Source organism: Cysteiniphilum litorale (genome assembly GCF_003428165.1).
In the GTDB taxonomy this organism is placed as follows: Bacteria; Pseudomonadota; Gammaproteobacteria; order Francisellales; family Francisellaceae; genus Caedibacter; species Caedibacter litoralis.
In genome coordinates this window covers 26,287-40,112 of record NZ_QLIQ01000029.1, presented here as the reverse complement: position 1 = coordinate 40,112, position 13,826 = coordinate 26,287, and the positions used below count along the sequence as shown (strand labels likewise).

Annotated in this window: 9 protein-coding genes; 6 read left to right on the top strand and 3 right to left on the bottom strand. The window is 40.0% G+C overall.

The genetic code is table 11. From position 1 onward, the window contains the following. Window positions 1-140: 140 nt before the first annotated feature. Window positions 141-425 carry a DUF2608 domain-containing protein gene (locus DNJ75_RS11040; RefSeq protein ID WP_224742335.1) on the top strand — a complete coding sequence of 95 codons (285 nt, stop codon included), beginning with the start codon at window positions 141-143 and terminating at the stop codon, window positions 423-425. Here the strand turns inward: DNJ75_RS11040 and DNJ75_RS11035 are convergent. After that, a complete protein-coding gene (locus DNJ75_RS11035; protein WP_117003519.1) occupies window positions 406-1,251 on the bottom strand; it encodes a YiiX/YebB-like N1pC/P60 family cysteine hydrolase in 846 nt (281 codons plus the stop codon). The two genes, DNJ75_RS11040 and DNJ75_RS11035, sit on opposite strands and share 20 nt — an antisense overlap. Before the next feature lie 37 nt (window positions 1,252-1,288). After that, window positions 1,289-2,725 carry an amino acid permease gene (locus DNJ75_RS11030; protein WP_117003518.1) on the bottom strand — a complete coding sequence of 479 codons (1,437 nt, stop codon included), beginning with the start codon at window positions 2,723-2,725 and terminating at the stop codon, window positions 1,289-1,291. 632 nt (window positions 2,726-3,357) lie between these two features. Between DNJ75_RS11030 and DNJ75_RS11025 the strand changes: the two genes are divergently transcribed. Together DNJ75_RS11025 and DNJ75_RS11020 are read left to right on the top strand one after the other, a co-directional pair. Continuing rightward, a complete protein-coding gene (locus tag DNJ75_RS11025; protein ID WP_170137223.1) occupies window positions 3,358-8,292 on the top strand; it encodes a G8 domain-containing protein in 4,935 nt (1,644 codons plus the stop codon). An 83-nt stretch (window positions 8,293-8,375) separates the two neighbouring features. After that, the gene (locus tag DNJ75_RS11020; protein ID WP_117003516.1) at window positions 8,376-9,599 is read left to right on the top strand and encodes an MFS transporter; all 1,224 of its coding nucleotides are present in this window, start codon (window positions 8,376-8,378) and stop codon (window positions 9,597-9,599) included. Here DNJ75_RS11020 and DNJ75_RS11015 read toward each other — a convergent pair. Next, on the bottom strand, window positions 9,580-10,164 hold the full coding sequence (locus DNJ75_RS11015; RefSeq protein WP_170137222.1) for an HAD family hydrolase: 585 nt from the start codon (window positions 10,162-10,164) through the stop codon (window positions 9,580-9,582). The two genes, DNJ75_RS11020 and DNJ75_RS11015, sit on opposite strands and share 20 nt — an antisense overlap. A gap of 125 nt (window positions 10,165-10,289) precedes the next feature. Here DNJ75_RS11015 and DNJ75_RS11010 point away from each other — a divergent pair, with 125 nt between their 5' ends. From DNJ75_RS11010 to nhaD, 3 genes are all read left to right on the top strand, one after another. After that, window positions 10,290-10,895 (top strand): peroxiredoxin, encoded by a 606-nt coding sequence (locus DNJ75_RS11010; protein ID WP_117003514.1) that lies wholly within the window; start codon window positions 10,290-10,292, stop codon window positions 10,893-10,895. Between the two features lie 149 nt (window positions 10,896-11,044). After that, window positions 11,045-12,349 (top strand): LbtU family siderophore porin, encoded by a 1,305-nt coding sequence (locus DNJ75_RS11005; protein ID WP_117003513.1) that lies wholly within the window; start codon window positions 11,045-11,047, stop codon window positions 12,347-12,349. A gap of 74 nt (window positions 12,350-12,423) precedes the next feature. Continuing rightward, window positions 12,424-13,809 (top strand): sodium:proton antiporter NhaD, encoded by a 1,386-nt coding sequence (nhaD, locus tag DNJ75_RS11000; RefSeq protein WP_117003512.1) that lies wholly within the window; start codon window positions 12,424-12,426, stop codon window positions 13,807-13,809. Window positions 13,810-13,826 lie beyond the last annotated feature (17 nt).

Below are 13,826 nucleotides of genomic sequence, written 5' to 3'. Positions count from 1 at the left end.
ACTTTAAACTCTGACGAGTAACTTGCTCTTTTTGTGCTCACAAATACGCCCTCTATTCATTTTACTTTCAACAATATATCGGAAATGAATTTCAAAAGATACTGTTTAAATTTCTTGGGGTATTATAGTATAACCATGGCATTCAATATGCCGCAGGTGGTGATAAAGGGAAATTGCTCCTTGGCCTGATTGAAAAAGAACGTCAAAAGACAAATAACTCAAACTTATGTCAATCGGTTGTTTATGTCGATGATACCAGAAGTAAAGTGGATATGGTTAAAGATGAATTGAAAGGCAAACTTAATTATTACGCCATTCATTACGCTTATTTACCCGATCCAGAGAATAGCAAAAACTGGGAAATTGCAGATTGGCATAAAATGTCCAATTACTTACAACAAATTGTTAGCCGCTTGAATGCTTAACCTCATTCGAGGGTGAGATCTCTGTCAAGCCCTCCTCATCATTACTCATTACCTCGTTATTCCATAAGAATAACTCATCACTATTACCCTCAATCAGAATCATCGGATATTTTACAATATCGAAAAATGGCGAATAATCAAAATCGCAAGGTACAAATAGTCGAGGGTTACGCACAATCGCTTCAAAATAATTGCCTGAAGATCTTTTCTCAATGGTTGGCAGAATGGGAAATCGTGCTTGAATGAAAGCCTGAGCCAACAATAAAGAGCAAGTCATTTTAGCGTGCCCTTTTGCATTGTGCTGAAAAATGCTTGAGCGCCATTTGCGTGGCAAGATCATCCATGGAAACAAAAAACGTGCTAAATCAAAGACTTGTCGATGGTCATATGGCTTGCCAAGATTGGCTATTGCATAGTTAAAAACAGTGATAACTTGGGCTTTAGAAATCCCTTTGGGTCGGCAGATTCTAACGTGTTCGTGTGTGTATTCATTGAGATTCTTAACAACAACACCTTCTCCAAGAATGCTTTCAATAATAATATGCTCAGGTTCAAGATGTGGATTAAATTGCAATAGCGTATGTTGTAGTTGTGGTGTGAGCTCGCTAAGCTTTCCAATGTATAAAGCGGCATGCGTCCAAATACTGCGGGTGATATAGCTGATAACTCGTGCTGTGCGTGAACGTCCTTCAACTAATAATACATCACAAGGCAAAACGGTGCGACTTAATGATTGATAATCGGATAATGCTAATTTGCGTGGCTTATCAACATCGCGTGTAAGAAAGCGAATAAGGTGTTTACTAAGGCTATTGCGAAAGAACATCTGTTATTTTTACCTTGCATAGAATGATTTTGAATAACTAATGTTTAGCAGAGATATCACATTTTTCCAAGGCAATGAGCTTACTGCGTTTAATCAATTTATAGCCGATAAGTAATGCTAAAAATAGAATAAAGCCGATATAAGTCGCTAAGAATTTCTGCCATGTAATGTCGCCTGAGATAATATCGCTAAACTCTTGTCCTAAGATAATCACGGCAATTAACAGCATTGCAAAAATGGGTGCAACTGGGAACCATTTAGCACGATAGGGTAAATCTTGAAGATTCATACCTTGTTTTTGGTAAGCGCGACGAAATCGATAGTGACTTAACGCAATACCAAACCAAGCAACAAAACCTGCTAAAGAGGAAATGTTAACAAGCCAAATGAATACACTACCATTCTCTAAAAAAGAAGTCAGAAAAAACAAACAACCAACAAGAGCAGTAATCAAAAGTGCATTAATCGGAATGCCTTGACGGTTAATTTTGACAAATATTTTGGGTGCTTGTTTGGTATTGGCTAGATGCCACATAATACGTGTTGCCGAGAACATGCTAGCATTGCAAGCAGATAAGATTGCAATCAAGATCACCGCATTCATAATCGTTGCGGCATAGGTTAATCCCGCATTTTTAAAAACAATGGTAAAAGGGCTAACGGCAATGTCAGAATTTTTATTAATGAGAATGTCACTGGTGTAAGGAATCAAGAAGCTAATAATACCAATGGCAAGAATGTAAAAAATAACCAAACGCCAGAAGGTACGTTTAATGGCTTGAGGAATTGATTTTCTAGGGTTATCTGCTTCACCTGCGGCAACGCCAACGAGCTCCGTGCCTTGAAACGAGAAGCCTGCGATCAAAAACACTGCCATAAACCCAAGCATGCCATTATGAAAAGGCGCATCCCCAATATGCCAATTCTCAAAACCAACAGGTCCACCAACGCCAGTAACACCAATGATTGTTAATATGCCAACAACAATAAAAATGATCACAAAAGCAACTTTGATAAAAGATAGCCAATACTCCGTTTCACCATAGACTTTAACGGCTAATAGGTTTAAACCAAAAATAAGCACAAAAAACAAGATACTCCAATAGATCGTTGGCACATAAGGAAACCAATATTGCATAATTAAAGCTGCAGCAATAATCTCAGCGGCAATAGTAATTGCCCAGTTAAACCAATAGTTCCAACCCATGGCAAAGCCAAAATCAGCGCTGACATAACGGCTGGAATATTCACAAAATGTGCCTGTAGTTGGTGAGTGTGCTGCCATTTCACCAAGGCTACACATTAGAAAATAAACCATCAGTGAGATAATGACATAGGCGAGCATCGCACCGCCTGGTCCCGCCTCATAAATGGCGCTGCCGCTTGCTAAAAATAAACCAGTGCCAATCGAGCCACCCAAGGCGATCATGATTAAATGGCGAGCTTTTAAGTTTCGTTGTAATTTATGTGACATACTTTTCTCTTTTCTTCAAATGTTCAAAATAATTATTTATTACTGAAGTCACGCACGTTTTGTATTTCAACACCCCGCCTCGCAAGCTCGGCACCCCTCTTGCAAAGAGGGGAATTAAAATCACCGTCGCCCAATTCCCCTCTTTGCAAGAGGGGTGGCAGCCGTAGGCTGACGGGGTGTTTTGACAATAATAAAATGCATAACTCTAATTTATTAGTCTTTATCGCGTTGCAAGATGCGTTCAAATACGCAAGCTATGATATTTTTGCTGAAGAAAAAAGTGTGCTTTTGATCGTGTATTGATGTTTGTTTCATGCTTAAACATTATTAATTCCTTTGTGTGTAATATACCAGTGAATCTACAGATTCCAAACCTGTGTCATAAAAATAAAACCCAAATCTTTACTCATGGTATTTTGCCCCATTATTTAATTATTTAGTTTCGCTATAAGGGTAAAACATGTATAGCAACCATACATGCGAAGCGGTTAAATTAATCTTTTTCACAGCTGATGTAAAGCGATCTTTTTATGAAAGTTAAGATATTGGCGCATCAAAAATCATCCATTTGCTATAGGTATTTTTATGACGATCTGCTTAACTCATTGTTAACTCATTTTGCATGGAGAGTAATGATGAAAATAAAAAAATTGCTAGGTTTGGCGCTGACAATGACTATCTTTAACGCTTATGCTGATGATCACTGCAGTGATTTAACTACGGCAGTTGAGTTATCAACATTTTGCAACAGTGCCTCAGGTATTTGCGCATTAAGCGCGGGGTCAACCTATAAAATAACACAAGATACAGGCTCATTGGCGGCACCTTTTCTGCCAGTGAAAATCCCCGCGACAAGTGCGCTTTGTGTGGTGAATAGTGCAACACCTGCGCCAATCAATATCGTAGCACAATCTTTTTGGGTTGATGGTGGTATATTTCAAATAGGCTCATCAACAGACCCAATTAAATCAACCAATAAAGTAACCATTACGATGACAGGCACGGCAAGTGCAGCAGCAGCTCCTATGCCGCTATGCCAAGATGATCAAGTTCAATGCAGTGAAATCGCTAAGAATACCATAGCAACTCAAAATGCGCGTGATATTACGGTGAGCTCTGGTGGGCAGTTATTGTTTTATGGCGCTAAAGGCTTAACTAAGAGAGCAGATGGCAGTTATATACATACGATTAACCATACAAGTGGTACTGTCGATGGGCAAACGCTGAGTCCGACGGCAGGTGGTAGTATAATCAGCGGTGATATTAATCAGTTTTCTTACTTTAACAATGTGATAGGCTCTAATAGTTGGACATATCTAACCTATCCGGCGGGTCCTAGCTTTTATGATGCAGCTATGTGGGTTCAAGCGCCTGTCAGTTTAACCAATTATGGTGCTTTAAAGAATATAAGCACCGGCAGTGGTGCGAGTATTCCAACTCCAACGTTAGCAGATATGCCCTATATGATTGCACTTGCAAAACGTGTCACACCTGGAGATGGTACAGACTGGCAAAGTGGTGATTGGATTAGTATCTCAACAACAAGTTTCGTGTCACATGAAACTGAAATTGTGCAAATTTGTGCGATTTATGATATGCAAAATCCAGATAGCAATGCACAAAGTGAATCTAGATACATGCAATATGGCAATGTTTCTGGAAGTTCAAACTATCCCAATGTCTCAGTCGTTGTGTTGGCTGGGTCGCCTTCGTTTAAATCTCAATGTCCAAGTATTAGCAATGATACGCCCTTGAAGCATTATCACTTTGGTTCATTGCCGCCAACGCCGGGTTTTTTTAGTGTAGATACACCATCTTACAAAGGACAATATAATGCCAAAAAAGGGCAGGCCTATAGTATGTATGATGATGCTACCCGTAACTTTGGTATTGATGAGCGCGCAGAGGTTGCATTATTAAGTCGTAATATTAAACTTACTTCAACGGCAGGTGTCACTTCATCATCTCCAATTACCCATTTAGATGATACTTACTTTGGTGGGCATATTGCAGTTATGAATCACTCAATGTCAGATCATCAAAATCATGCACATGGGACAACACAAGCAGCAGATAGTACGCCAGATGTAACGGTTCAGCTTGTTGGTGTTGAGCTTGAGAAATTTGGTCAGCCTCTAGTGGGACGTTATCCTGTGCATTTCCATCGTTTGAATGCGGATAGCTTAAGCGAGGATAGTCAACTCTTGGTGCAGGATGTTAGTGTTCATCACAGCTTTAATAAATGCTTTGTGACGCATGATACGATGGGGGTGAAATTTTATAATAATAGTTGTGTGCGCACGATTGGGCAGGCTTTTTATCTAGAGGATGGTCACAATATTGCGGATAATCAATATGTGAGAAATCTCGTGCAAGGGGCAATGGCAGCAGCATTGAAATATGACATAACAAGCAAGAATGTTGTTGATGTTAATAATAACCCGATTGGTAAGAACACTTTTTGGGATGGTGATTATCTTGTTGCAACAGGTGAGATTAATTACAACCCTTCAGGCATTCCAGATACTTCCAACTCAGGCGCTAATACGGGCAATTTCGTCGATTCTTTTGCACCAAGCGGCTTTTGGATCACTACTTTTGGTCGACAAAGTGCGACAAATAGCAATCTGCCGAATCTATTTGTTAATAACTCAGTAGCGGGCTGTCAAATCCAAGGGGCTGCCTATTGGTTTGTAAGACAAGATGTTAATTCAATGGGCGAAGTGGGAAGCACCCCAGAGGCGGATCTGTATCCTGTGTTTACAGGCAATCGCGGGCATGCATGTTATGATGGTGTGATGGCGGGCACGAACTTTTTTGTGATGAAGACGACCACCACAATGGGGGCGCCACCTAAGCCTGTCCCTGTTGGCTCAGAAGTTAATACAAGTGCGAATGCACCATTAGTAATTTTTGATAGTTTGACACTGACACAAATCCAACAAAAAGCCTTTTGGTATCGTGGTGTTTTTGTCGCAGTTAACAACAGTCGTTTTAGTATGCTAAAGCAAGGTATGACCTTACTTGGTGGTGGCGGACCTGAAGGTAATCTTTTGGGCTTCTATGGCTTAGTTAATAATTCGGTATTCGCTGGAGTTACTAACAATAATGTAGGGCGCTATATTGATTGTGAGGAGTATTATAAATTATATAGCGATGGCACATCAGAGCTTACGGCAACGGATGCATTGCCTGTAGCCATAGAAAATGAAATTGGGCAATGTGTGCCTGTCAATCCAAATGATATTTCTAAGTCTAAAGCAAGTACGAATATGCAAACAGCAGCGGGAGATATTTATTTAAATTACAACTTCCAAGGATATACTTTTTACGATGGTCCGGCACGTATGGAGAATAATCGCTTTGTGAACTTTCGCGCAGATCCAACCAATTCTGCACTTTATGATAATAGCACAGAGTCGTATAGCACCAGTGAAAGTAGATATCTTGTGACAAAAATCGATGCACACAGGATGATGAATTTTGATAAAACAGGGCAGTTATCGGCGCCGACAGGGGGCAATAATTATAAGTCAGGCGGTAATAGTCATTATGGTTATAATGGTGATGTCGCGTTTTCTTGGCTTAAGGGCAATGCGCAATCAGTACCACCAACGCAATATGCTAAAAATAATCTATGGGATAACGTTAACTTTCAGCATCAAGTGTTTACCGAGATTTCTAATCTAAGTAATGGGCTTGATGACGGTGATAAACAAACTGTCGAAATTGACAAGGATGCCAGTTTATCAGGTTATAAGGTATGCTCGAGTAAAATGCCATCTAGTTGTAGTAATGCAGGGCTTAATCATTATCCCATTTCGTTGAATAATTTAGAGTACTTCTCAACAGATTATACCGTCGATGAACCGCACTCAAGAGGGCGTAACAATGCCACAGCCAGCGCACTTATGTCACCGCATCAATATGCCAGTATTAATGTGGCGTATAACGCTGCAGATAGAAAGGTAAATCCAACGACAATTTACCCATTGACGATTACACGTGATATGGCATATCAGGCAAACCCTTCTCAGGCAAGTTACACAGGGCGAGGTGGCAAAAACTATATGTTTGAAGCAATGGTAATGAATAATATGGGTTATACCTTTGATAGTCAGTTAAAACAGCAAATGCAAAGTGATCAGGCAGATAGCCCAAGCAATAAATTGATTTTTAGTTATTCCGATGCGCCTGTGCATAGCACTTTTATTAATAGAGTTGGTATTTGTGTTGGCAAAAACGCAAGCAATATTGAAATTTACAAAGTCCCAAGGCAATGGAATTCTTTGGTAACCTATTTGACTAAGTCACCCTACTGGAGTGGTTATGGGTTAACCGCCACAGGTGATTCATGTCCAAACTCAATTGACAAACCAGATAGCGCTTATCATGCCTGTAAAAAAACGGCAGGAGGATTATCAAGCCCGTGGGGTAAGGTGTTAGCCTATAATAGCGGGCAGGCAGATGGTTATAAGGAATTAAACAAACAATTTGCTAAAGCAATGACTGCAAATTATAACCTGACACCATCAACATCAGCAGATTTAACGGAAGGTTTTTATTATGATTCAAGCTCAGGCATCTTGTACTTCAATATGATCCAATATGCTGCAAGCTCAACATTGGCTAATCCGATCACACCGCCATTTGCAACGTGTGATAAGTCAAACTACAACACAACAAATATTGATGCCTTAGTAGATTATTTAACATTTAGTAACCCCGATGCGATTAAAGATATATTAACCACAGCTTGTTATGCTGAATCAGGTACACCCGTAACGTCTGAATTATTAACATGTCCACCAGAGGGATGTGCGGTATATACTGTTGGTTTTGATGTGGCAAGTGCCAGTGAACCAAGTTGTACCCCATCCGCTTGGGCAACGATTAAAAATGGTAGCTCACCAAGTTTTAATACAACCGATAGTGCAGTGACTTATAGCTCGCCGTATGTGTTATATAATGCAGCAAGCAATACACAAGTGACACCGCAAAATAGGAATGTCAAAGCACAGGGCAGTATTAGCACGCTTACACGTTACTATAATATTGATCCGAGTATTACACCTGCGATGGCGCCAACTGACGTTAATAATTTATTACCATTGGCGTCTGCGGCAAGCAATGGTCAAACCTATGTTTATAATGCAGCGCCTTCAGGCATTAGCATGGTAAGCTATCCAAGCGGTGGCGGCAACGGTGGTCATAGTGGCGATAGTGGTACCGTATGGACATTTAACACGGGTGCTGATGAAGCTGCGGGGCAAAAAGCAACAATTACTGCGGCAGATGGGGAGCATTTCTATAACACCAATGATCATGATAATAAAATTGCAAGTTATACCATTGAGCCAACATTAACAGGTAATAACTTCTCTTTTAAATATGGCGGTGTTGATAAAACAGCAACGGTGACATTGCCCAATGAGTTACAAGGACAGCAAACGTGCTCCTTAACCTTTAATCAAAGTAGTAATGGCAAAGTTACCAAAGGAACTGAAGCAGGCTGTGCTAAAATTACCATTCCAGAAAGTAATATAGCCATCATAGTTAGTCACTAATTTCTTTTCTGATTTGTTCTTATCTTTTCTTTTTCTCTGACTCACGGCATAATCCTTGCGTTTAAAGGGCGAGGATTATCGTGATGCAATCAAAAAGTAAAGTCATTATCGCATCGGCGATTGGTACATTTGTCGAATGGGCAGAGTTTAGCTTTTATGGCTATTTGGCATTTAAATTCGCACATTTATTCTTTCCTGAAGATAGTCCTTATGCAATGTTATTCAGTTTATGTATCTTTGCTGCAAGCTACTTAGCGCGTCCTTTTGGCTCAATTATTTTTGGCATCATTGGCGATAAATTCGGGCGCAAAAAAGCCTTATCCTTAAGTCTTATTCTGATGGGTTTAGCAACTTTATGCATTGGGCTTTTGCCAAGTTATCAAAGCATTGGTATTGCCGCGCCTTTGATATTACTTTTCTTGCGGATTATTCAAGGTGTTTCGGTGTCAGGTGAGTTTACAGGGGCAGCGATTTTTGTCGCAGAGCATTATCATGGTGGCTTTAAAAATCTTGCGGTGAGCTGGGTAAGCTTTGCTGCTGCCTTGGGCATGATGTTGGGGGCGGCAATGGCGTCAATCGTTTCATTACCAATGATGCCGGAGTGGTTTTGGCGTGTACCCTTTTATTTGGGTTTTGTTGGCTGTTTAATTGGTCTTTATTTTCGGATAAGCACGAGCGAGAGCCCAGAGTTTGAAAGCATTAGAGTAAATAAAGCATTCTTTAATGGCATCAAAGCATTTAAAGGGTATACAAATCAGCTGATACAATGCTTTTTTATCGCGGCATTTGTTGGCGTATATATCTATATTTGTAATTTATGGTGGGTATCTTTTGTCATTCAGCGAGGGTTTTTAACCAGTGAAAACGCGCACTGGGCTGCAACTTTTGGTGTAGCGACTGTGACAGTGTTGACACCAATAGCGGCATTGTTGGCAGATAGATTAGGTACGCAAAAAATGCTAAAAGCAGGACTTCTAAGTAGTGTGATTACTGTGCCTGATTTATTCTATTTATCAGGGTTCTCAAGTATATATTTGGCGCTATGCGCGCAGGCGTTATACGCGCTAAGCAATATCTTAGTTACTGGTAGCATGTTTCGCTATTTGGTTGATATTTTCCCTGTGAATATTCGCTATACCGGCATGGGGGTCGCGTGGAGTATATCCGTTGCCATATTTGGCGGTACGGCACCGTTGGTTGCGCAATGCTTAGCGATCGACTTGGCGAATATTGCTTATGTTGTTGTTTATGTATGTGTTATTGCTTTAGTTGCATTTGTTAGTGTTGCTAAGGGTAAAACGTTCTGATATCAGTTACCATCATATTGGCTTTAACCGCATTGATAAGTCCTGGTTTGCCATCCTCAAAGACATGACATTTATCATGATCAACACCCAGTCTGTCAGCAATTAAAGTAAAAGCTTCAGGGGTGTCCTTAGTCGGGTGATCATCATCAGCGGTGATGATAAACTCAAAGTGACTAGCAATATCAAGTGCTTCCAGTGTTTTGACCACATTTCGACGCATGCCACCAGAGATGACCACCATCGGCAGTTTTTGATGATAACGATTAATCAAATCAAGCACCGGTTGGATAGCAATCACGCGATCCATCTTCTCCTCGGCAAGATTTTCTTTTTCATGCACCATTTTGTGTAGATCAAAACGTTTCTTATCTTCACTGGTGGTTAACATTTGTAATATTTGTAAAGTAGGGATGCCATTATAATGAGCAAGCTCGTCAGGACTTAAATTGAAACGATAGCGCTGAGCGATGGTATGCCATGCTTCGTTATGAATCACCATTGTATCGGCGATGGTGCCATCACAATCAAAAATTAAGGCTTGGGTTTTGGGGTGAATATAAATCATAAAATTATTTCCAAAATTTGTTAAATTCTGCTGTGTCATTATTGACATAATTAGCAGGCTTTAGCAAACTTTTGCGCACTAAATTGTTGTCAATTTATGAAATTATAAACCCTAAGGAGATAATCATGACGGTATTAGTAGGACGCAAAGCGCCTGAGTTCACAGCACCAGCAGTGCTAGCAAATGGTGAAATTGTAGATGCATTAAGCTTTGAAAAAGCACGCGATGGCAAGTACGCGGCGGTTGTTTTTTACCCGCTTGATTTTACGTTTGTTTGTCCATCTGAGCTAATTGCACTTGATAAGCGTGTTGATGAGCTTAAAAAGCTAGGTGTTGAAGTATTCGCAGTATCGATTGATTCACATTTCACACACAATGCATGGCGCAATACCCCAGTGAATGATGGTGGTATTGGTGCGGTTAAATACACGATGATTGCTGATATGAACCATAGTATTGTTAAAGCCTATGGTGTTGAGCATCCTGAAGCAGGGATTGCTTTCCGTGGTACATTCTTAATTGACAAAGACGGTGTTGTTAGACATCAAGTCGTTAATGATCTGCCATTAGGTCGCAATATGGACGAATTAGTGCGTATGGTTCAAGCATTACAATTCTTTGAAGAACACGGTGAAGTATGCCCTGCCGGCTGGAAAGAAGGTGACAAAGGCATGAAGGCGTCACCGCAAGGTGTTGCTGCTTATTTAGCAGAAAATGCTGAATCTTTGTAATTTTTTATAAAAAAATCTATGATTTGCTTGAAAATTTAAAATAAAGTGATACCTTTGTCGGTGTGTAGTCTTTCGATGGCAAAGAAGCCAACAAAAAAGGAATCATTTTTTAATAAAAATGTAAGTTTTAAAACAGTTGAGGAGAAACTATGAAACTTAAGATGATCGTAGCAGCGGTTGCTGCAACTGCAAGCGCTTCAGCTTTCGCAGCAGGTTCAATGAATGATCAAGTACAAAACGGTGGCGGTATCGTTAACGTGCGTACAGATGCAAGCTATTCACAACAAGTGCTAAACAACCAGCAAGTAACTGGTTCTGTTTTAGATATCCTTAATGCGCGTAAGTCTGGCGATCTAGCGCCTAATGCTATCTATATTGGTGGTAAAGGTGAGATTTATGGTGTGTATGGCAATGTAAGTGGGAACACCCCACTTAGCTATGTTCCAGGAACGTTAACGGCTGGTTATAATTATGGTAACAACAGTGCCACTAACGTTAAAATGCCGTGTGCTGATTTAGCATTTACATCAACCATTGGTGATTGGGTTACTGGTTTTGCTGATGTTCAGGTTACAAATGTTGGTTCAAGTAATGTTACATTGCCTAATGCTTATTTTATTTTGGGTAATTTATCTAAATCACCATTCTACTTCGTAGGTGGTAAAAAAGTCGTAGACTTTGGTAAATTTGATTCAGTGACTAACTTTATGCCAACATTAACGCGTGCTTATTTTATGGCGTACGGTGGTCAAGTTGCGGCAGGGTTTGCTCAAAATGGCATCAATGCTGCTGTGACATTGATGAATGGATTGGGCGAATCAATGCTTAACTCTCAAGCAACAAGTGCCAATCAGGTTAATGACTTTGCTTTAAGCGCTTCGTACAATGGAGCTGCTGGGGCTATGAGTTACTATGCTGGTGCTGGATATATTAACGCCACTGGTTTTACGAATAAAGATAGTAAAATGGTTGGCGCGCTTGACTTGAATGCAGGTGTTAAAGTTCAGGGACTTGCAGTTAATGGTGAGTTCTTAGTGACAACTTCAGGTGTTCATGGTATGAACTCAACTTCTGTTGTGTATAACGCTTCTACAACAAACTTGCCGAATATTCCTGCAAATAAAGTAGCTGATTCTACAGGTTATTCTGCCTTTGGATTTAATGCTTTACCTGCATTGATTGGCTTTGACTCAGGTTCTACTGTTAAAGCATGGAGTTTAGACTCTTCTTACACTATGCCAGTAGCGGGCAAAGATATGGTTCCTTATGTATCATATAGCCAAGTAGCGCAAAACTCTGATAACAACTTATATCAGTTTGAAGTGGGTACGCGTTATAACGTGGTTGATACTGTTTGGATCGGTGGTTCTTATAACTATATGTCTGGTAAATCATATGGTGAAAAAATTGGTAGATTCAATACAGTAATGCTGGATGCTACAGTTTACTTCTAATCTGATTGATTAGTTAGTTTAAACACTTTAAAGGTCGCAATTGCGGCCTTTTTTGTTTTAAGGGTGGGGGAGAGATGATTAGAAGTTTATATTTATTCATATTGATGCTACCATGCGCTTTATATGCAAATGAAGTATCAACAACAGTGATGCAGGCGATATTAAGCCCATATGCACTTATTGCATTAGCTGTTTTTATTATTGCTTATATCTTGGTGATGCTTGAAGATGTTATTCATCTGGCGAAATCAAAACCAGTGATTTTGGCGGCAGGCATTATTTGGGTGCTTACGGCAATTATTGGCAAGATCAATGGACAAAGTGAGATCGTTGAGCAAAGTCTTAATAAAGGCTTATTGGAATATGGTGAGCTGTTATTGTTTTTACTGGTAGCAATGACCTATATTCATGTGCTGGAAGAGCGCAATGTCTTTGAAAAGCTAAAAGCACTTCTTCTTAAAATGGGCTTGCGTTTTAGAGGGGTCTTTTGGTTAACTGGACTTCTGGCATTTTTTATCTCACCGTTTGCTGATAATTTAACAACCGCTTTAATCCTAAGCGCCGTGGTGCTTTCAGTGGGCAAGCGTCAGACGAAATTTGTCTGTTTATCTTGTATTAATATCGTCGTTGCGGCTAATGCCGGTGGTGCCTTTAGTCCATTTGGTGATATTACCACCTTGATGGTATGGCAGGATGGGGTTGTACCATTCACGCATTTCTTTGCCTTATTTATTCCGGCATTGGTGAGCTTTCTTATTCCGGCAACTATTATGAGTTTTTTCTTGCCCAAAGGTGAAGACCATAATCATGAATTATTAGAGATTAAACTTAAATCTGGCGCAATCATTGTCATTGTGATGTTTGTATTAACGGTCATTACCGCAGTGCTTTTTCAGAATCTGTTAGATCTGCCGCCAGCATTAGGCATGATGACAGGTTTAGGTTATTTGATGTTTTTAGGTTTCTTTTTAAAGAAGAAAGCACGTGAGCATTTTGATGTGTTTCAAAAAATTCAAATGATTGAGTGGGATACCTTATTATTTTTCTTTGGTATTTTACTTGCAGTTCAGGGCTTGGCAACGTTGGGTTATCTGGAAGTGCTATCTAACTTCTTATATCACGATGTGCCAAGTGCGATGCCGCAAGTTTTTGATCATATCACACAGGCGAATATTTTAATTGGTCTGCTCTCAGCGATTGTTGATAATATCCCAGTGATGTTTGGTGTGCTAACGATGCATCCGCCATTAACCGAAGGACAGTGGCTGTTGGTAACCTTAACCACAGGTATTGGTGGCAGCTTGCTATCGATTGGTTCTGCAGCGGGAGTCGCAGTGATGGGTAAAGCGCATGGTCAGTATACTTTTTTAGGGCATTTGAAGTGGAGCTTAGTGATTTTATTGGGATACTTTGCTAGTATTGCAACGCATCTTTTGCTAAACCACGCTTTTTTTAGCTAACCATCATAAAGGTAATC